A 20719-nucleotide genomic window follows, 5' to 3' on the forward strand; every position below is an offset into this window, starting at 1 on the left:
TTATTCTCGGGTTGGAAGCATTTCCAACTGGTTTTTCTATTTTTATTTGCAAATCATTAGTTTTACCCATTCTTCATGATGCTTATCGTTTTTAAAGTACTTTTCAAAGATTTCCTGCCTATTTTTAACAATTTTTTCGTACCTTTCAGGTTCCTCTTCCTTGAACTTGTTATGGATATCCAATATCAGGCGATTCAGATAATCATTCAGATTTTCCTTTTCATCCTCGCTTAAGGAGTCGAAAATGTCAATGTCCTTATGGTCCTTAAATTTGAGGTTTCTGCCTTCTTCCGTCAGTTCAACAAGCAGAATCCTTTTGTCCTTTTCTGAGGGAACTTTCTTGATGAAGTTCTTTTGTTCCAGTTTGTTTAGGGTTTCATTGAGAGAGCTGACACTGATATTCAATATTTCAGAGAGGTCCTTAGTGGATAACTTGTCCTTTCGCTTTAAAAGAACAATCAGTCTGCCTTGACCTTTTGTAATGCTCTTCATTTCAGGATTTTGCTTTTTATTCCTTTGATCCAGAATTTCATTAATCATGGAGAACTTATAGAACAGCAAATGATTGTTTATCTGGTCAATATCATTCATATGAAATCACCCTGCTCTGACTGTTCAATGTATTGTAATAGTATCCCTTCTGTTCCAACAGTTCTTCATGAGTGCCCTGTTCGATAATTTGGCCATCATCAATCACGATTATCTTGTCGGCATCCCTGACGGTTGAAAGCCTATGGGCTATTATGAAGCTGGTTCTGTCTTTCATCAGCCTATCCATAGCCTTTTGAATCAGTTTTTCTGTTCTTGTATCGACTGATGAAGTCGCTTCATCCAGAATCAATATCTGTTTGTTTGAAAGGATGGTTCTTGCAATTGTCAGAAGCTGCTTTTGGCCATGGGAAATGTTGTCTGCATCCTCATTCAGCATCATTTCGTATCCTTCAGGGTTTTGCATTATGAAATTGTCTGCATGCGCTTCCTTTGAAGCAGCTATGATTTCCTCTTCAGTGGCATCCAATTTTCCATAGCGGATATTATTGAAGATGGTATCATTGAACAGCCATGTATCCTGAAGCACCATGCCTACAAGAGACCTGATACTGTGCTTGTCGTATTTGTTGATGTTTACACCATCAATCTTTATTTCACCGCTGTTCAAGTCATAGAATCTCATGAGCAGTTTTACAATTGTTGTCTTGCCCGCTCCGGTTTCACCTACAATAGCTATCTTTTCTCCCTTTTTAACCTTAAATGACAAATCCTTTATTATCAATTCGTCTTCTGTGTAGCCGAAATTGACATTTTCAAAGCTGATTTCATCATTTATCTCATTGATTTGATCTTTAGATGGATTTTCTTCAACGTTAATTTCCAGGAATTCGAATATTCTCTCGCTTGCCGCCATTGCGGTCTGTATCATGTTCATGATTCTTGTTATCTGCTCGATTGGGGTTGTGAAGTTTTTGGAGTATTGGATAAATGCCAAAATGTCTCCAACGCTTATTGCCCTTTGAAGCACAAGCACCGCTCCGAGAACTGATATGATTACATATTGCAAGTTGGAGATGAAATGCACAAAAGGACCGGATAGGCTTGAAAAGAACTTGGATTTCCATTCTTGTTCATACCAGTTTTCGTTTTCCTCATCAAAGATATTCATGGATTCCTCTTCCTGGTTGAATGAACGGATGATTTCATGACCTGTAAATGACTCTTCGATTTGTCCATTCAGCCGTCCCCTGTATTCCAATTGTTTTAGATAGTAATCCTGTGAGAATTTGGTAATTTTAATTATGATAAAAAATGCGATTGGAACCAGCACTATTGTAGTGAGTGTCAGCCATAGGTTAATGGACAGCATCATTACGGTAACTCCAACTATCGTAACGACTCCAGTCAACAATTGGTTGAATGTCTGAACGATACCTGACTGCAGGGAATCCACGTCGTTTGTAATCCTTGACAAGATATCCCCTCTAGTGTTCTTATCCAAATCCCCCATTGACAGATGGGTGATCTTTTCAATCAAATCTCTTCTTAGATTATAGCTTATGTCAGTTGTTATGTCAAGCAGGAGGTAGCTTTGAAGATATGAGAAGACTGCACTTATGACATATAGAATCACGACTGTTATGAGCAGATTGATTATGTATTCCATATTCATATTTCCGGAGTTTATCCCATCAAATATTGCAGTCGTAGCGAATCCTATTAATAGCGGACTTATTACTGAAAATACTGTTGATATGATTCCGCAAATAACTGTTAAACTTAGTTTTAGTTTGTATCCCATTAAAAGACTGAATATGTTTTTTATGGATTGTTTGGTATTTGCCGGTTTTTCAGGAGGCGCCCTTCTCGGTTTTCTTGCCATATCATTTGCCTCCCGCAGTCTTTTTGATATAATCAGTATCTATAATGTAATTAGAGGATTCTTCCTCATCATATAGCAACTCTTTGGACTTTTCTATTTGAGATGATACAATTTCCCTATATATGCTGCAGTTTTCATTCAAGTAATCATGGCTGCCTTTGTCGATTATTTTGCCTTCATCAAGCACTATTATTTCATCGGCATCCATAATTGTTGAAATCCTCTGTGAGATGATGAGCATGGATGAATTTTCTTTCAGGCCCTTCAAGTTTTCCTTCACCTTTGCCTCCGTATTCATGTCAAGTGCTGAAAAGCAGTCATCAAACAGATAGAAGTCACGGTCAGATACCACTGACCTTGCCAGCTGAAGGCGTTGCTTCTGTCCTCCTGAAAAATTGGATGCTCCCTGTAAAACCTCATCATCCAAACTTTCTATAAAGTCAACTTCCGCCATGTCCAATGCCTTTCTAATCTCTTCATCGCTTGCATCTTCCTTGCCTATCTGCATGTTTGACCTTATTGTCCCTTCAAAAAGAATTGCCTTTTGAGGAGCATAGGAGATTCTCTCCCTCAGGACGGACAATTTATAATCCTTGATATTCCTATCATTGACCAGGATTTCACCACCACTTACATCCTGAAGACGTGGGATTAAATTTAAAATTGTGGACTTTCCGCTCCCGGTTCCACCGATTATTGCAGTGGTCTTTCCCTTTTCCAATTTGAAATTGATATTTTTCAATATTTCCTTTTCGCTTCCAGGATAGATATAGGTTACATCTTTAAATTCCATGACAGGATTGTCATCTATCTTATCGACCGGGCCGTCACTGATTGATATTTCCATATTTATCACTTCAGCGACACGTCTTCCTGACACTAAGATTCTTGGAATCATTACAAAGAATCCTCCCATCATCAAGAATGCCATTACTATCTGTGTAGCATATTGTATGAACGCTATGATTGTTCCGGTCAATATTTCTCCTCTAATTGCATCATATGCCCCGAAGTATAGAATAAGAACAATCATCAGATTTAAGAACAAAGTCATTGCAGGCATTAAAACTAAAAGGACTCTAAAAACTCTTAAGTTTACCAATCTGAAATCCTCATTTGTCTCTTCAAATCTTTTTTCTTCGTAATCTTGCCTTACGAATGCCTTAATGACAGGCATGCCTATCAATATTTCCCTTGAAGTCTGATTGATTCTGTCTGTCAATTCCTGCATTCTGTTAAAGTAAGGTACAACACTTATAAATATTATGACAAAAGGTATAGCTACTGCGGCAAATGTCACTCCGATAATCCATAACAGATTGGTTCCAAGCTCCAATGCCTTGATTATGCTTCCTATACCCAATATCGGTGAAAACAGTATTGTCGTAAAGAATAGGCCCAAAAAGATCTGTATCTGATATACGTCGTTGGTATTACGTGTAATAAGAGATGCCCTTGATATTTCATTTAATTCAAAATTTGAAAATTTCAAAATCTTGTCATAGCTTATTTTCCTTAAGTCCCTCCCATATGCCGCTGACACTTTACTTGAGAAGTATGAAAGGCCTATTGTAGCCAATACTCCTATCAGGACCATGGCCATCATCATGGTCCCTACACTTATTATGTAGTTGAAATCAGTGTTCTGTATACCTACATCCACAATATCTGCAGTATATGCCGGCAGAGTCAGGTTGCAGTAAACATCAACCAATAGGAATGCGACAATAAGAAAAAGTGGAATTATGCTCTTTTTTAACGGACTGAGCAGTTTTCCCATAGTCTTTAGTGTTTTAGTTATATTCATGATTTTCCTGCTTTAATTTTAATTTCCTAAAGGTACCTTTAGATTTTAAGTTATATAAATATTATCACTAAAATACCAAAAGACATTATTTAAAAAAAAAGATAAAAGAGGACAAGATGTCCTTTATAAATTTATTCATCGAATTCTTCGAAGGTAATGACAGCCCTACCTTCAACTCTTCCGTTTCTCAAGTCGTCAAGAGCCTCAAGAACTTTACTGAACGGATACTTTTGAGCTTGAACTGTGATTTTTCCTGCTTTTGCCAAGTCCATGATTTCGTAAAGGTCAGTGATAGTTCCACCTTGGGTCAACCTTACCATAACACCAGGTTTGACTGTAGTCCAGCTTACAGGGAGTGTTCCTCCACCAAGACCTAAAATGGAAATGAGACCTAATCCTTTGGTGATTTGTGCAGCAAGCTCTAAACTGTTGTCTCTACCTACAAAGTCAAATACAGCGTCTACACCTTTGCCGTCAGTCAATTCCATGATTTTGTCATATGCATTTTCATCTAAAACAACCAATTCGTCAGCACCGAAGTCAGTCATTTTAGCCATCTTGTCAGCGGATCTGTTGACTACGATAACACGGGCAGATGTTGTTAAAGCCAGATATTGGCAGCAGTAGAATCCAAGTCCTCCTACACCGATAACAACAGCGGTACCGTTGTTTGGAATGAATGGTTTTGCAGTTTGCACAGCTCCATATGGGGATAATCCTGCATCTGCCAATGCCACATATTCTGTAGGGTCAAGATCGCCTAAAGGTGCAACTTCCCTTGCATCGGCAATCATGTATTCTGCCATTCCTCCGTCTTCCTTAAGACCGCGTGCACTTGCAACTTCACAGAAGTTGTCACGACCGGAAAGACAGTATTGACATTTACCGCATGCGTGCAATGTGTCTACAATAACGTTTTGTCCGACTTCGACAGTGTCGACTCCAGGTCCGAGTTTTGCAACAGTTCCTGCGTTTTCGTGACCGAATGTGAATGGTCCTACGAATGGAACTGTAATGAAACCTTCGTCAATGACTTCAAGGTCGGTTCTGCACATTCCTGCACCTTTCATTTTGATTAAGATTTCGCCAAATCCTGGTTCTGGTATAGGTACGTCCTCCAATACAGGAGGTTTTCCTAATTCGTTTATCCTCCAAGCTTTCATTGTTTCAGCCATTTTTATTCCTCATTCTAATTTTATTCATTAAATTATAATTCAATGAGATTCATAAGGGTTAAATAACCTTATTGTAATACAAATCCTCCGTTAGGTGAAATAACCTGTCCAGTTAAGTAGTCTGCAGTCAATATGTATTCTAAAGCGCCTGCGATTTCTTCAACTTCACCAATGTGTCCGAGAGGGATTGTTGCAGCAAGTGCGTTCAATTCGTCTTGATTTACACCGCGAAGCATGTCAGTCATGATCATACCAGGTGCAATTGAGTTGACCCTTACTTTTCTTGGTGCAAATTCTAAAGCAAGTGCACGGCATAATCCGATTACACCGGTTTTGGCAGCACAGTAGTCAGCTTGGTTGATTACACCAGTCAAACCGCCAACAGATGCTGTACATACGATTGCACTGTCATGGTCTACCATGTAAGGAAGTGCCAAGTGGCACATGTGCATCATACTTACGAGGTTTGTGTTGATTACAGCTTCATATTGTTCCGGCTGCAAGTCAATGAAATTGCAGTTGTTTGTGATACCTGCGTTGTTTACCAATGCATCGATTTGGTCTCCGAATGCTTCAACAGCTGCTTCGACCAATTTTTTGCAGTCTTCAAATTTACTTACGTCCGCTTGTACGGCAATAGCCTCTACACCATATTCTGATTTGATTTCTTCGATTAAATCTTCGGTCAATTGTTTGGATGAGTCGCTTCTGTAGTTGATAGCTACATTGTATCCGAGTTCACCAAGTTTTAAAGCCATTGCCTTACCGATTCCTCTGGAACCACCTGTAATTATTGCATTTTTTGCCATTTTTTCACCTTAAATAGTTGTAATATTATTTATGCAGTTTGATATTTTTATATTTATTGAAAATTTTTTAAAAAAATCAAGTGAAACTGAAAATTTGCTATATGATATTTAGAGATAACCAGTTTACCTTAATTATCATTCATATGAAAGTTGATTCATTTCGTGAAAAATCCTATAAAGCCTCACAAATATCAAAGGAAGTGAGAAATTTCATAAAAAAGAAAAAAAAAAGAAAAGAATATTCTATTCTTTTATCAGAGCAATATTATTGCATCTATTATATATAAGCTTAAATCTTATATATTAATTCACTTAAAGTCAAAAATCAACTTAGTTTTTGGAAATGCATTCATCCAACATTTCTTTTGATTTTTCGTCCAAAGGTTCGATTGAAGCCGCTCTTCTGAAAAATTTAGCTGCTTCATCATACTTTTCCCAGTAATAGTAGGTTACAGCCTTTCCCTTCAAAGCGTCATATGACTTGCCGTCGACTTCCAGAATGTAATCGAAAAAGTCAATCGCATTTTCATATTCCAATTTGAATAGGTACGCGAATGCAATATACATCCTTGCATCAGCATTATCCTCATTTAAGGCTAATGATTTGGTCAGCTCATCAATTGCATCATCATATTTGTCCAAATTGATCAATGCAATTCCCTTAAGGTAATATGCTTCCCAATTTGAGTAATTCACTTCGATTGCCTTATCGCAAAGCTCTATAATCCTGACATTTGATTCGTGAGTATCTGTTTTTAGTTTCCTTTTTGCTTTTCTGATGTATGTTTCATCCCTATTTAAAGCAAATTTCATGTTGTTTGAGGAATCCTTAATAAATTCCGGCAATTCAATGCTGTTAAGAACGTTATCCTTAAGCTGTGATGCCTCATCTACAGCATCATAAATCCTATTGATGGAAACTTCTCCAAATTCTTCAACATCAAAATTATCCATTATCTGTTTTAGATATTTTGAATCTATCTCCTTTAATAGAGATTCATGTTCTTCTTTCAAAAATTCAATCCTGTTATAGATGGACTGAACTGCTGGATTTTCGAAATATAGCCTATCTGTACTTCTTTTGTTTACTTTTATTTCTTCAAAATCTTTTGTGTTGTTTTTCATGAGTATCACCCACAAGATATTGAATGCTATTAATTGACACGAACCTATATAAAAACATTTGCATTTGATTATATTGATTGAAAGTGATGATTTCCTTTAAAAAATGTAAAATCAATGGATTTTTTGTAAAAGCGATTGTATTAACATCCAATTAAATAATGAATGCATAATAATGGAAAAAAAGAAAAAAAGAAAAAGAATAAAAATTTATTCTATTCAGCTATTGGAGCAATACTGTTAATAATTGCATCAATATCTTTGCTGTATAAGTTTACATCTGAATTGTTGGTGAATATTGTTAATTCACTTAAGGTTTTAGTATTCGGATTAATGAATCCAATATATCTGAAGTGGTCAACATCCATATCGGTCATGCCTTTGTATGGTATGTATGGTGGATATTCAGTCCAGGAATATTGGTTTCCGGAATATTCCCTATCAGATGATACGTTCTTAAGTTCTTTTGGATTTGCTGCGAATTCATAAACTTTAAATCCGTTTATTTTATCAGTGGTAATATTTTGATATCCTGAATCTTTTCCGTTGGATTTAAGAGCTTTATAGAAATCATCTACAGAATTCGTATCTCCACCCTGGATTCCAGTATAATAAATACCTACATCCCCTAATGTTGCAACACCTTTGTCGTCTAAGGTATAATTATTCGGAAGGGTGACTTGAGAATCCAATCCGCTTAAAGTAACATCACTATTGCTTAAGAATAAGAATACACCTAAAATAGCGATGATTATTACTGCCACAACTGCAAGAATAATCTTCATTTTTTTGTCCATCATTTTCACCTCCTACAATTTTTATTGAGCCTAGCATCTCTAATTATTTATTTTTAAGTTAGATTTATATAACATTTTTGTAGGATTTTATAAAAAGTGAAAATAAATGTAAAATATTATTTACATTTGACAGAAAAATTAAACTTTTTCTAAAGCTTGGTCAACATCGGCCAAAATATCTTCAATGTCTTCAATTCCGACGGAAAATCTGATTAAATCTGGTGTTACTCCGGTGGATAACTGCTGCTCTTCGGACAACTGTGAATGTGTTGTTGAAGCCGGGTGGGTTACCAATGATTTTGCATCGCCGATATTCGCTAAAAATGAAATCAATTCAACGCTTTCAATGAATTTCAAAGCGCCGTCATATCCTGCCTTAAGACCGAATGACACGATTCCGCCATAGCCCTTTTCTGCATACTTTTTAGCGACTTCATGGTTTGGGGAAGATTCCAATCCTGAATATGTCACCCAAGCCACCTTTGGATGTGCCTCCAAATGTTTTGCAACGGCCATTGCATTTGAGGCATGCCTTTCAATCCTTAGACCTAAAGTTTCAAGGCCCTGCAATAATAAGAATGATCCGAACGGAGAAGGAACAGCACCTGTATCTCTTCCAACGACTGCCCTGATTCTTGTTGTAAAGGCGGCGCCTTCAAATGTTTCTGCAAAAACCAATCCATTATATGTTGCATCTGGTTCGGACAATGTCGGAAACTTTCCGTTCATCCAGTCAAAGTCACCCTTTTCAATGATGATTCCTCCAAGGGTAGTTCCATGGCCGCCAATATATTTTGTCGCAGATGATGCAATGATATCCGCACCATGGTCAAATGGCCTTACAGATCCTATTCCAACTGTATTGTCTGCTATCAATGGAATTCCATGTGAATGTGCGATTTCAGCCAACCTGTCAAAGTCCGGAATATCCAATTTAGGGTTTCCGATTGACTCAACATAGATTGCTTTTGTCTTGTCATCGATAGCTTCCTCAAACAGTTCAGGAGACTGGGAGTCGACAAATGTTACGGTACGGCCCAATTCCTCTAAAGTATTTTCAAATAGTTCATATGTTCCGCCATACAAGTTATCCGCTGAAACTATATTGTCCCCTACTTTTGTCAAGTTAATGATTGCATAAAAGATGGCTGCCATTCCAGAAGCTGTTGCATAGGCTGCGGTTCCGCCTTCAATAGCCGCCATTCTCTTTTCAAAGGCTTCAGTGGTAGGGTTTGTAAGTCTTGTGTAAATGTTTCCTCCTTCCTTAAGCGCAAATCTGTTTGCAGCCTGCTCGGATGATTCAAATACATAAGATGTAGTCTGATAGATAGGTGTCACCCTTGAACCGGTCTCGTCAACTTCTTCCTGACCGGCATGCACACCAATTGTTGATATATTCTTTTTGTTTTTAATTTCATACGCCATAATAATCACATTAAATATTTGTTAAATAATACTATTAAACTTTTAATTATCTAAAATCCAAACAAATCCTGAGCATCCAACATCACATCTACAATATAGACTTCAAAGGGGCATCTTGGCTCACATTCACCACAGGCAATGCAGTCGGTTGCATTATATTTCAAGTTATTATAATGCTCTTGTATGCTTTGAGGCACTGCATCATGGTTTTTTGCAAGGTCAAACAATTTATTCACCATTGCTATGTCAATTCCTGAACTGCAGGGAGCGCAATGGCCGCAGTAAGTGCATTGCCCCTTGAATGAATGTTTCGGAGCGTTCTTCAATATTTCAGCATAATCCCTTTCAGCTTCGTCTGCACTGCAGTATTTCAATGATTCCAGGAGTTCTTCAACAGTTTTCACGCCTACAAAAATGCTTGAAACCCCTTTCTGAGACAGCGCATAATGAATGCATTGAACAGGAGTCAGCGCCACACCAAATGGGGATGTCTCATCTGCAAGCAGATTTCCCCCGGCAAAGCCTTTCATTACCGTCAGTGCAGTTCCGTTCTCTTCACAAATACTATACAATTCCGCCCTTTTAGGATTCATGCTTGAAAATTCGCCATCATAGGCATCCTCTTTTCTATATTCCTCAATATCGTCCATAGAATCGAACATATCAAAAGCGGGATTGATTGAAAACATTAACAATTCAATTTCAGGGTTTTTTGCTGCTAAAAGGCCTATATCAGGATTATGGGTGCTTAAACCAATATGTTCTATTGTTCCTTCATCCTTTAGCTTGCGAACATACTCAATAAAGGGACCATCCATAATCTCATTATAATCATCCAACTGGTCAACATAATGGATCATTCCAAAATCAAGCGTATCAATTTGAAATCTTTCCATGAAGTCTTCAAATGCTGGAATTACCTTATCCATTTCACGGGTTCTTACATACTGTTCATTCTGCCAAGTTGAACCTATATGGCCTTGAATAACCCAATTTTCACGATTATCCTTAATGGCACGGCCTAAGTGTGAACGCACATCCGGTTCGCTCATCCAGCAGTCAACAAAATTGATTCCATTCTCTTCACAAGCCTTAATTAAAACTTCCGTATCCTCATAAGGTCGTTCAACTAGAAATTCGGCGCCAAAAGCGATTTCAGATACTTTAATGCCAGTGCTGCCTAAAGTCCTATATTCCATATCATTCCCTCAAGATTATATTTATTTGAAGAAATTTTTAAAATTTTTTAATTAAAACTTTATTACAAGAAAGTTTGAAATAATATATTAGGTGAAAGATGTACACTAAAGAATTTATCTTAGATGAAGTCAATTCCATAAGAAGGGAAATAGGCCATGATGAAGTCAATATTTTTATTGAAAAGATATACTTCAATGAGGATACCAGCGAATTATGGATTATTACGGAAGACCGTCCAGACAAATCGGCCATTATTGGAAAAGGCGGCTGGGTAGTTGGAAAACTGCGTGAAAAGTTAAATTTGAATAGTATTCATGTCGAATCTTATGGAGACTTTTTAAATAATGAGTACAAGTTAAAATTGTCTAAGAAAACTGTACATAACCTAAATTCAAACTTGACAGGCATAAGAAACTTGGAAAAAGCTATCGAAAGCAAGCTTGAAAACATCTACAGCTTTAACTTCGAGACCTACCTTAGTGAAAATGAATTTGATGAATCGAAAAATACGGAAGCTGTTGTTGCCCTATCAGGCGGTGTCGACAGCAGCTTTTCTCTAATTTTGGCAAAAAAGCTTGGATTCAATCCAATAGCCGTTACGGTTGACCCCGGAACAATAATTTTGCCAAAACAATTCAAAAGGAATATTGAACTATTGACCAAATCTTTAGAAATCAAACATGAATACATTGATGCCGACTATTCTGAAATTATCAATGAATCATTTACAGGCAAGGTTCACCCATGCGGAAGATGTTCCAAGAATACCTCAGAACTGGTAAAGGAATATGCAAAAGTTAACAAAATACCGATAATTGTCTTTGGTGATATGCTTGCAACTGGCAGTCAATGCATAAATATGCAAGAGGATTCATTATATCGCTTGAACCTACCGGCAAGTTTAAGTGTTGGCAAGCAAGAGATAAAATCCTTAATTCGAAGATATGATTTAAGTGAGTTTAAGGGATTCGGTTGCCCGCTGCTATATGAAGTGCACAGGAAATTCCCATACATGAAGAAATTTTCAATACAGAGAATATTAAGGGAAACCCGTTCAGGTGCACTTGAGCCCGGTGAAGCATTAGATTTAATATGGAGTTTCTACAAGATTGATTAATATGATGCACAAAATTTGTCCAAGATGCGGATCTAAAAAAGTGAAGTGGATCATACCTCAGAACTGGTCCCAATGGGTATGTTATGACTGTGACTATACCGGACCTATTATCGAAGGTGATGATGAGCTTGCAAAAGAGATTCATGACAGCTACATGGAATCAAAAAATCATTAAAAACAGTTTTCAATGGTTGTTGCTGAGATAATATAGAAGCTGAGCTCTACTTATTGAATTCAACGAGGAAATTATAAGTATTCTATAGTATCTCCCAACAACAAGCATCAATAATCAGAGATTATATCTGCATTATTATATTATTTCTAAAAGTATATAAAGTTTAGGTATACCTAAAACTAATTTTTGTTAAAAAAATATAGGAATTTGATTAAATTCCATGTCTTTCAAATTCATCATTTAAGAATGCTTTGATGTTATCGCGAGCAATATCAACCATTTCAGGAGCAGGACCTCCCGGAACGGCTCTGATTCTAACGTTTTCAGCTGGATTTAAAGCGTTTTGAATAAGTTCATCAGATAAATTCAGCTCATCAAAACCCAATTCAACTGCAATATCATCAATGAACTTGGAAGTGATGTCCTCTTCGACCATGTTGCTTGCAGTGGCCTCGTTTACAATTCTTCCAACTATCTTGTGAGCGGTTCTGAATGGAATCTGCTTTTCGCGAACCATAATGTCTGCAAGGTCGGTTGCTGTTGCAAAGTTTTTGCCGGCAAGTTCAGCGCATCTTTCTACCTTGAATTCGACAGACAACATCATCTTAGTAACAATTGACAAAGTGTCTTTTGTCACTTTAACTGCATTCCATAGATGAGGGGTGATTTCTTGCAAGTCCCTATTGTAAGTATATGGAATGGCCTTAAGGATAGTTAAGATAGTGATTAGCTCGCCTGTTGCAATGCTGGTTTTTCCTCTTGCAAGTTCGGCAACGTCAGGGTTTTTCTTTTGAGGCATAATAGAAGAAGTTGATGAATATTCATCCGCCATCTCAATGACGCCAAATTCATAAGTGCTCCATAAGACCAATTCTTCACAGATTTTGGCCAAAGTGGATGACAATGCCACCAAATCAAAGACTGTTTCTGCAATGAAATCCCTTGCTGAAACACCGTCCATAGAGTTTTCAAGATATGCATCAAAGCCAAGCAGATCTGTTGTCAACTGCCTGTTAATCGGAAAGCTGGTGGTAGCCATTGCGGCTGAACCTAACGGGTTTAGGTTAACACGTTTGTAGGTATCGGCCAAACGTTCATAGTCCCTTTTGAGAGCTTGTACGTGAGCCATCAAATGATGAGCGATTGTAACCGGCTGGGCATGCTGCAGATGAGTGAAACCTATGAAAACATCCTCCAAATGCTCACCGGCCATTTCAACAAGACCCTCCATAAACTCCAGAATACCTATTTGAATCTCTTCAATCATTTCCCTTAAGACTAATCTGACATCACATGCAACCTGGTCATTACGTGACTTGGCAGTATGCATAAATCCCGCTTCGGGACCGATTTTTGAAGTTACATAGTTTTCAATAGCCATATGAACATCTTCAACAGATGGATCAAAGACCAATGCGTCATAACCCTCTTCCTTAAGACAGTCAAGTGCACATAAAATTTTATCGGCAATTTCCTCATCAACAATTCCCTCATGCTTTAGCATTGAAGTGTGTGCAAAATTAGTTTTGATGTCTGCTTCAAAAAGAAGTTTATCTGCTTCAAGAGATGAAGTGTAAATAGCGGCTTCATCAGTCATTCCAGTCTTAAAACGACCATTTCTAATATTATCCAAAGAAATCCCTTCTTAAAAATAATTGAAAATAAAAATAAATAAAAAAAGAAAAAAAGATTTTAGAAATCTTATTTTTTCATTTCAGTGTATCCGCATTTACCACAAGCGAATCTGTCACCATGGTCAGCCATGAATACACCTTCACCACAACGAGGGCAAATTGGATTTTTTCTTTCAATTTTGTCTCCGTCTACTTTGTAAAGATCAGATTTTCTTACCATTCAAATCACCTATTCTTCTTCTGCATCTTCAGCAGGTTCTTCTTCAGGTTCTTCATTTTTAGCTAAAACATGTTTAGCTTCAATGTATTGTAAATCATCTACAGTGTCATAAACTTTTGCATAACCTAATGCTTTAGGTTCACCGTAGTGAGGTTGTACATTGTCAACAACAAGTAAATCCTTTTTAGTGTTTAATAAAGCAACTAATTTAGATTTAATGTCTAAGACTTTTGGAGTTGCTTCTCCATCATAATCAACATAAAATTTAATTTCTTTTCTGTTAAATAATTTATTTTCTTTTTCTTCAATAAATTCGATTTCCATGATAAAACCTCATTTAATTTATTCTTTAATAAATCCGTCTATAAGCATTTGAGCTTTATTTTTTAAATCGCAAACTTTTAAAAGCACTAACCCTTCATTTGGCTGACCATATAAAATGGTAGTTTCCGGATTTGCCATTAAGATGCAAGGAAGAACTGCAAGATCTTCTTCCCCGGCCACATCGATTACATAACATTCGCCACTGTTAGATAATTCAAGAGCCTGGCCTATGGTTTCCCATAGATCATCTGTAATGCACCCCGCAGGATTGACTGCCTTTAAAATGTGGTCTGCGCGTATAATTTCGTGAGTATGATTTTTTCTTTGAATTAAATTATCAATTATACCAATATCAGGATATAATTCGTATTTTGTAAGATTATCGAATGTTGCATCGCCGACAGAAATTAAAAACTCTGAAGACTTTATTTCATCTATTGCATCTTCAAAGTTAGGATATAACTTACCAAGAGGCTTTTTAAGCTCAATTATTATATCTTCATTCAATTCTGCATCTAAACGTAACACAAAAAACCCTCTATCTTACTCTTAAACAATATTCACCAGGGACTGTAATATTCAATTCTTTAGCTACTCTGGATTCGGCAGGATCTGTTATAATCAAAAGACCACTCCAATTATCTGATGTTGGACTTCCGCAATTAGGACAGTGATCCTTATTTGAAATCATTTTACAACTAGTACAAGCTTTCATTATCTACGCCTTCTTATTTTTTTGTTTTGCTTCTTCAATCCACTCGAACCTACCTAAGTTGGTTTGTCTCATAGTAAGTGGAATCTTGGAATTCCTATGATTTTCCCTACTGTTGGTGGATTCATCTTTGATGGAAACGCTGACTGCTCTAGCTCTAACTAGGTCACCAACATCTAAAGTTTTATTAGATTCTTTTGCAATTAAAGCTCCTCTTTTACCGTCGTAATTAATGTAGTCATCAGTTACTTGGGAAACATGAATCAAACCATCCATAGGTCCAATCCTTACAAAAGCACCGTAATCAGCAATATCGATTACTTCACCGTCAAAAATCTCATGTTGCTCAGGTTTAAAGAAAATAGCTTCGAAGACAACATTATGATATGATGCACCATCACCCATAATGAGTTTACCTTCTTTAATGTCCACTATCTTATCAACACAAATGAGTAAACCGAGTTTTTTGTCTAAACGACCTTCGTAAGTCTTGTTTAAAGTTTGTATAGCAACTTCTTCAAGAGGATCTTCAAATCTGTAAGGTGGTATTCTTACAATATCCTTAATTTTTGTTTTATAATACAAAATAATCCCTCATTTAATTATTAGTAAGTTTAATTAATATTATATTTTACCTTCAATAGCAATATATTTTTTTTGTCTTAAATATGCAACAGTTATTCCTTTATTTTTTGCACGATTCTTTAATTCAATATCGTTTGTAGCTAAAACTTCTGAAACTCTAAGCAACGCATCATCCACAGTTTCATTTTCAAGTAATGAAATATCCTTTATTTCAACTTTTGAAGAATTAGCTAGTTTTAAAGCCAAATTTGCATTTAGCCTTATTTTTCCTTTACTGTTATTTTTCAAACCCTTCAATTCATTGATAACAAAGCTTGGAGTTGTTAGTTTATAAGAGGGTAATATTTTTTCAAGTTCAGTGATTATATCAACATTGAACTGAAAAGGAACCATAAAAAAATTGGTATCAATCACAACTTCTTTAGAGTCCATTATTTTTACCTCTACTTAATAATACCGTAACCAATTAATCTCCAACGAGCTCCGACTCTACGACTTAAAGCTACTCTGTCACCTGGGCTTGCGCAAACAGGCAATTTAAGAGTTACATCAACATCGTTTTTCTTAGTAGATGTGACAATACCTATTGTTGTTGTAGTACCGCAATTAATCATTAAAGGCTCTTTAATTTTAATTGGAGCAACTTCACGTTCTTCTTTTGTACCTACAACACGGTCAAGCAAATTAGCTTCCATTGAAAAACTATCCAATACATCTGGTAATGTACCTACTTCACCGGCAACAGTACCTGACAATGAATCAGATTTGGTTAAGGATGGGTCTAATTTGGTTGCAATACCTACAAGGCCTCCAGGACCAACCTCTTCAACCTGTTTTCCATTAGCTTCAAGACCAATGATTTCGGATGTTAAAGTGAGTCTTTGACCTTCATTAGTAGGGCCCGGTCTGATTTCAATAGTGTCGCCAAGTTTGAAAGTACCTTGAATCAAAGTACCACCAATAACTCCGCCTTTTATCTTATCTGCACCAGAACCCGGTTTATTAATATCAAAGGATCTTGCAACGTGCATTAACGCAGTATCATCAATATTCCTTTCCGGAGGTTCGATTTGTTTAAGCATTGCTTCGATTAATATATCTACATTTGCTCCTTGTTGAGCAGATACAGGTATTATTAAAGCATCTTCAGCACAAGTGCCTTTAACAAATTCCTTAATTTCATTATAACTTTCAATAGCTCTTTCTTTTGAAACAATATCAACTTTATTTTGAACTACTATTACATCTTTAACACCAATAACATCAAGTGCCATAAGATGTTCCTTAGTTTGTGGTTGTGGACAAGTCTCATTAGCAGCAATAACCAATACTGCACCATCCATAATTGCAGCACCGGATAACATGGTTGCCATAAGAGTTTCGTGACCTGGAGCATCAACAAATGATACTTTTCTAATTAATTCAGTTTCGCTCCCACAGATTTCACATTTATCAGAAGTAGTGTAACATTCAGGTTCATCGCAGTTAGGACATTTCCTAAATTCTATGTCCGCGTAACCTAAACGGATTGAAATACCTCTTTTTGTTTCTTCACTGTGAGTATCAGTCCATATTCCTGATAATGCTTTAGTAAGAGTAGTCTTACCATGGTCTACATGACCAACTAAACCTATGTTAACATCTGACTGTACGTTCACAGATAACCACCTTTTTTAAATAATTTTAATTCAGCTTAAAAGTTAAATAAGAAAAATAGTAAAACTATTCTTCCTCTTCTTCACCAGCACCAAGAATTTCAGCTATTGATTTATTTCCAGCTTTAGTAACTACAGTGTTGATTTGTACAATATCTTCAGCAATAGTGTTTCCTCTAACAGTTTTTCTTCTTTTAACACCATCTGCTTTAGGATGATAACCGATACCTCCAGTTAATAAACTTTTGATTCTTCTGGTACCAGAAACATCTTTTTTCATGGTAAAACCATTCTTATCACTACCGCCAGTGATTTTTAAAGTGTAACCATCTAAACCAACAATTCCACCATCAAATTCGTCGCCGATGACTAATCCGTTAAGAGCTTTAGTTTCATCGATTTCAATTTGATGAGTTTCAGCTTTTTGAGACACAACAACTTTGAATGCCATGGTATTCCTCCATAATTTTTTTATAATCTTAATTTATTATTCGAAAAGACCGAATTTACCCCAATCAGGATCTTTTTTACGTTTGATCTCAACAAATTCGTATAAAGTTTCAAATTCATCTTCAGTTAATTTTTCCTTGAATTCTCTTTCAATAAACTTATAATGTTTTTCAGGAACATCAACGTATAATTCATCCCCTTCATCGAAATGTTTTCCAACAACGGCGTCTTTAATAGCCATAGCTACCCTTTGACCTCTAGAAATATCAGGCAATGTTTCACCTTTATCTTCCATACTGGCTATCACGCCGACATACTCGCCATGTTTGTTGATTAAAGTTTGACCTTGTTTGATTGTACCGCTGATTGATTCAATTCCAACAATGGCAGGTTTGCTTTGGCGGAAAACTAATTTAGGCAAAGCCATGAATTTTGCAGGCTTGATGATTGCATTGTAAAACGCTTTCTTCTTAGCCCTTTCCATTTCGTCAATCCATGCTTCGTAATCTTCGATGATTTGATATATTACATCGCCTTTGAAGAGTTTTACTTCGGATTTGTTAAGATCCTCTACGGAATTTGGATGAACATCCACATTAAAAGCAATGATAACTCCGTGTGCATCATTCTCATTTAATGCGATGGATGAATTGATTATATCCCTACGGCTTATATCACCGATATCCGCTTCACGAATTGGAATGTCCAATTCTTTTAATAACTTAACAACAGCTTCAAGAGAGCCCAATGTATCTGCTTTAACTAGAATACCTTCATCTTCAGTATTAATGGTAATGTCCTCAATTTCTTTTAAGAGTTCCTCTTCCACATCCTCATCCGCATTCAATACCCTAAGCGGTGAACCTGAAACGACATCATCTAAATTAGGAGCTGCAATTTTAATACCTGCAGCCGCAACGACTTCATCAAATTTTCTGAATTTCTTTTTAGAATCCCTCATCTCTTCAAGCGGAAGCGGCCTTAAAATAGACCTGACCTTAGTTGTTAGAACTTCATTTGAAGAGGTTATTAAAGCAATTTCATCATTGGTTCTTAAAACACCATCATAAATAATGCTATCAACAGTAAGACCTAATCCGACTTCTTCCTTAATCTCCAACACAGTACCTTTAGCAGGAGCATCTTCATTAATTTCCAATTGTTCAGTCAAATACTCTTGAGCAAGCCCAAGCAACATTGCCAAAACTTCAATGATTCCTTCACCAGATTTAGCACTAATAGGAATAATACTAATCTGTGAAGCAAAATCACTTACCCTATCAAATCTTTCAGATTGGAAACCTTCCTTGTGGAGAGTTCCTACAATCTCATAAACTTTTAAGTCCAAGTCTTGTTGAACACTTGGAGCCTGTTGATTGAAAGATTCTTTAAAAGAAGCACCTTCATGTGTTTCCCAACCAAAAAGCATATCGATTTTGTTGGCAACAACAATAAATGGGGTTCTATACATCTTAAGAATATTCAATGCTTCATAGGTCTGTGGTTTGAATCCGTCATTAATGTCAACAATTAAAACCGCCAAATCTGCTAATGCTCCACCACGTTTTCTTAAACTAGTGAATGCGGCGTGACCCGGAGTATCGATGAAGAACAAACCCGGTATTAAATCTTTGATAGTTAATCTTGATATAAAATTTCCACAGATTTCTTCAATGGTATCGTTTGGAATTTCAGTAGCACCAATATGTTGGGTAATACCACCTGCTTCCTTATCTGCGATAGTACTACCTCTAATATAATCTAACAATGTAGTTTTTCCATGGTCTACATGTCCTAAAACTGATACAATCGGGGATCTGATTTTCATAATATCGTCTTTAATAATAAATCTTTAAAATTTAAATCTATTCATAAATTAAATCGTTATCAACAATTTGATAATCACAAATTTCATCTTCATTAAAGAAAAGAGCAATTTCTCTTTCAGCAGACTCAGGAGCATCAGAAGCATGAATAATGTTTCTGCCTGTGTGCATACCGAAATCTCCTCTAATAGTTCCAAGATCAGCTTCTAAAGGATTAGTTGCACCGACTAATTTTCTAATAGTGGTAATAGCTTCTTCTCCTTCAATTACCATAGCTAATGATGGTGAAGAAGTAATGTATTCAACTAAACTTGGGAAAAATGGTTTTTCAGCATGTTCTCCATAATGAGTTTTAGCTAAATCTTCATCAATGTGAATTAATTTACAAGCAACGATTTTGAGACCTTTTTGCTCAAAACGAGACAAAATTTTACCCATAAGACGTCTTTGTACAGCGTCTGGTTTTATCATAACAAAACTTTTTTGAATCATTCTTTAACCCATTTAACTTTTCTTGAAACTCTTCCGAGTTTGATCATATTCTTTTCACATTTGCTGCTACAAAAGAAATAAATTGTACCATCTCTTTTAACGTACATTTTTCCAGTACCGTCTTCAATTTCTTTTTTACAGAATGAACAAGTTCTCATGTTCTTACACCTTCTTAAGGAGTTCTAATTTCCTTAGCTTCTCTAATTGTATCAAGTAACATTAAAATGTCGCCTTCTCTTACAGGACCCATAATGTTTCTTGTTAAAATTCTTCCTTTATCTCTACCATCGAGGATTCTGCATTTAATCTGCATTACCTCACCAGTCATACCAGTTCTTTTTAAAACTTCAATGACTTCAGCAGGAGTTCCTTCTTCCATGTAAATCACCGTAATTCAATTAAAAGAATCTATTCTTTTAATTCAGCAACTTTTTCTGCAATTTCAGCAACAGCAGCTTCAGCATCACCAGCGTCTACAATACAAGCAGATGCGGTTCCAACAGTTAAACCTGCAGCTCCACCAACTTGTTCTTTGGTAGGTAAGTAAACATAAGGAATTTCTTTTTCATCAGCTAAAACAGGAATGTGTGCAACGATTTCAGCAGGATCAACATCTTCTGCGATAACGACTAATGCTGCGTCTCCTCTTTCGATGAATTTGGTTACTTCGTTAGTACCTTTTGCTACTTTACCGGTAGCTTGTGCGGTTTCTAATGCTTCTTCAGCTTGTTTAGCTAATTCTTCAGGTGTGTCAAATTTTACATAAATGTTTGCCATAAAATATACCTCCTTTTTCATCTGGCTATGCCATCCATCGGCA

25 protein-coding genes are annotated in these 20719 nt (G+C 36.4%); 2 read left to right on the forward strand and 23 right to left on the reverse strand.

The window, feature by feature from the left end:
- Positions 1-42: 42 nt before the first annotated feature.
- The 9 genes from ACJMLD_RS02090 to ACJMLD_RS02130 form a co-directional block, all read right to left on the reverse strand.
- On the reverse strand, positions 43-591 hold the full coding sequence (locus ACJMLD_RS02090; RefSeq protein WP_405267516.1) for a MarR family winged helix-turn-helix transcriptional regulator: 549 nt from the start codon (positions 589-591) through the stop codon (positions 43-45).
- A complete protein-coding gene (locus ACJMLD_RS02095) occupies positions 584-2374 on the reverse strand; it encodes an ABC transporter ATP-binding protein (RefSeq protein ID WP_405267518.1) in 1791 nt (596 codons plus the stop codon). Before ACJMLD_RS02095 ends, ACJMLD_RS02090 begins: the two co-directional genes overlap by 8 nt.
- Position 2375: 1 nt before the next feature.
- Complete coding sequence (locus ACJMLD_RS02100; RefSeq protein WP_405267520.1) at positions 2376-4181, reverse strand: ABC transporter ATP-binding protein; 1806 nt, start codon at positions 4179-4181, stop codon at positions 2376-2378.
- Between the two features lie 131 nt (positions 4182-4312).
- Entirely contained in the window at positions 4313-5356 is a 1044-nt protein-coding gene (locus ACJMLD_RS02105) for an NAD(P)-dependent alcohol dehydrogenase (RefSeq protein ID WP_405267522.1), read from the reverse strand.
- Between the two features lie 68 nt (positions 5357-5424).
- Complete coding sequence (locus ACJMLD_RS02110; protein ID WP_405267523.1) at positions 5425-6165, reverse strand: SDR family NAD(P)-dependent oxidoreductase; 741 nt, start codon at positions 6163-6165, stop codon at positions 5425-5427.
- A 330-nt stretch (positions 6166-6495) separates the two neighbouring features.
- Positions 6496-7290, reverse strand: a complete 795-nt coding sequence (locus ACJMLD_RS02115) for a tetratricopeptide repeat protein (RefSeq protein ID WP_405267525.1) — start codon at positions 7288-7290, stop codon at positions 6496-6498.
- 212 nt (positions 7291-7502) lie between these two features.
- A complete protein-coding gene (locus ACJMLD_RS02120) occupies positions 7503-8087 on the reverse strand; it encodes a hypothetical protein (protein ID WP_405267527.1) in 585 nt (194 codons plus the stop codon).
- Between the two features lie 135 nt (positions 8088-8222).
- Positions 8223-9509: an O-acetylhomoserine aminocarboxypropyltransferase/cysteine synthase family protein gene (locus ACJMLD_RS02125; RefSeq protein WP_405267529.1), complete on the reverse strand. Its 1287-nt coding sequence runs from the start codon at positions 9507-9509 to the stop codon at positions 8223-8225.
- Between the two features lie 50 nt (positions 9510-9559).
- Positions 9560-10708, reverse strand: a complete 1149-nt coding sequence (locus tag ACJMLD_RS02130) for an aldo/keto reductase (RefSeq protein ID WP_405267530.1) — start codon at positions 10706-10708, stop codon at positions 9560-9562.
- Between the two features lie 98 nt (positions 10709-10806).
- Between ACJMLD_RS02130 and ACJMLD_RS02135 the strand changes: the two genes are divergently transcribed.
- Together ACJMLD_RS02135 and ACJMLD_RS02140 are read left to right on the forward strand one after the other, a co-directional pair.
- Positions 10807-11826 carry a 7-cyano-7-deazaguanine synthase gene (locus ACJMLD_RS02135; protein ID WP_405267532.1) on the forward strand — a complete coding sequence of 340 codons (1020 nt, stop codon included), beginning with the start codon at positions 10807-10809 and terminating at the stop codon, positions 11824-11826.
- Positions 11822-12001 carry a hypothetical protein gene (locus tag ACJMLD_RS02140; protein ID WP_405267555.1) on the forward strand — a complete coding sequence of 60 codons (180 nt, stop codon included), beginning with the start codon at positions 11822-11824 and terminating at the stop codon, positions 11999-12001. Before ACJMLD_RS02135 ends, ACJMLD_RS02140 begins: the two co-directional genes overlap by 5 nt.
- A gap of 211 nt (positions 12002-12212) precedes the next feature.
- Here ACJMLD_RS02140 and argH read toward each other — a convergent pair whose 3' ends face one another.
- From argH to rpl7ae, 14 genes are all read right to left on the reverse strand, one after another.
- Positions 12213-13634, reverse strand: a complete 1422-nt coding sequence (gene argH / locus ACJMLD_RS02145; RefSeq protein WP_405267534.1) for an argininosuccinate lyase — start codon at positions 13632-13634, stop codon at positions 12213-12215.
- Positions 13635-13702: 68 nt separating this feature from the next.
- Positions 13703-13855 (reverse strand): 30S ribosomal protein S27ae, encoded by a 153-nt coding sequence (locus ACJMLD_RS02150; protein WP_292784086.1) that lies wholly within the window; start codon positions 13853-13855, stop codon positions 13703-13705.
- 9 nt (positions 13856-13864) lie between these two features.
- Complete coding sequence (locus tag ACJMLD_RS02155) at positions 13865-14179, reverse strand: 30S ribosomal protein S24e (RefSeq protein ID WP_405267537.1); 315 nt, start codon at positions 14177-14179, stop codon at positions 13865-13867.
- Positions 14180-14197: 18 nt separating this feature from the next.
- Positions 14198-14707, reverse strand: a complete 510-nt coding sequence (locus tag ACJMLD_RS02160; protein WP_405267538.1) for a GTP-dependent dephospho-CoA kinase family protein — start codon at positions 14705-14707, stop codon at positions 14198-14200.
- Between the two features lie 10 nt (positions 14708-14717).
- Positions 14718-14894, reverse strand: a complete 177-nt coding sequence (gene spt4, locus ACJMLD_RS02165; RefSeq protein WP_405267540.1) for a transcription elongation factor subunit Spt4 — start codon at positions 14892-14894, stop codon at positions 14718-14720.
- Between the two features lie 3 nt (positions 14895-14897).
- A complete protein-coding gene (locus ACJMLD_RS02170; protein ID WP_405267542.1) occupies positions 14898-15476 on the reverse strand; it encodes a DNA-directed RNA polymerase in 579 nt (192 codons plus the stop codon).
- Positions 15477-15515: 39 nt separating this feature from the next.
- Positions 15516-15908 (reverse strand): PIN domain-containing protein, encoded by a 393-nt coding sequence (locus ACJMLD_RS02175; RefSeq protein WP_405267544.1) that lies wholly within the window; start codon positions 15906-15908, stop codon positions 15516-15518.
- Between the two features lie 11 nt (positions 15909-15919).
- Positions 15920-17134: a translation initiation factor IF-2 subunit gamma gene (locus tag ACJMLD_RS02180; protein ID WP_405267546.1), complete on the reverse strand. Its 1215-nt coding sequence runs from the start codon at positions 17132-17134 to the stop codon at positions 15920-15922.
- A 64-nt stretch (positions 17135-17198) separates the two neighbouring features.
- Positions 17199-17582 (reverse strand): 30S ribosomal protein S6e, encoded by a 384-nt coding sequence (locus ACJMLD_RS02185; RefSeq protein WP_405267547.1) that lies wholly within the window; start codon positions 17580-17582, stop codon positions 17199-17201.
- 36 nt (positions 17583-17618) lie between these two features.
- On the reverse strand, positions 17619-19409 hold the full coding sequence (gene infB, locus ACJMLD_RS02190; RefSeq protein WP_405267549.1) for a translation initiation factor IF-2: 1791 nt from the start codon (positions 19407-19409) through the stop codon (positions 17619-17621).
- A 37-nt stretch (positions 19410-19446) separates the two neighbouring features.
- On the reverse strand, positions 19447-19899 hold the full coding sequence (gene ndk, locus ACJMLD_RS02195; protein ID WP_405267550.1) for a nucleoside-diphosphate kinase: 453 nt from the start codon (positions 19897-19899) through the stop codon (positions 19447-19449).
- Positions 19896-20057, reverse strand: coding sequence for a 50S ribosomal protein L24e (locus tag ACJMLD_RS02200; protein WP_405267552.1), 162 nt, complete (start codon positions 20055-20057; stop codon positions 19896-19898). The genes ndk and ACJMLD_RS02200 overlap by 4 nt, the downstream gene beginning before the upstream one ends.
- A gap of 14 nt (positions 20058-20071) precedes the next feature.
- On the reverse strand, positions 20072-20278 hold the full coding sequence (locus tag ACJMLD_RS02205) for a 30S ribosomal protein S28e (RefSeq protein WP_042692817.1): 207 nt from the start codon (positions 20276-20278) through the stop codon (positions 20072-20074).
- 29 nt (positions 20279-20307) lie between these two features.
- A complete protein-coding gene (rpl7ae, locus tag ACJMLD_RS02210) occupies positions 20308-20697 on the reverse strand; it encodes a 50S ribosomal protein L7Ae (protein WP_405267557.1) in 390 nt (129 codons plus the stop codon).
- Positions 20698-20719 lie beyond the last annotated feature (22 nt).

The sequence above is a fragment of the Methanobrevibacter sp. genome (assembly GCF_045112895.1).
Taxonomy (GTDB): domain Archaea; phylum Methanobacteriota; class Methanobacteria; order Methanobacteriales; family Methanobacteriaceae; genus Methanocatella.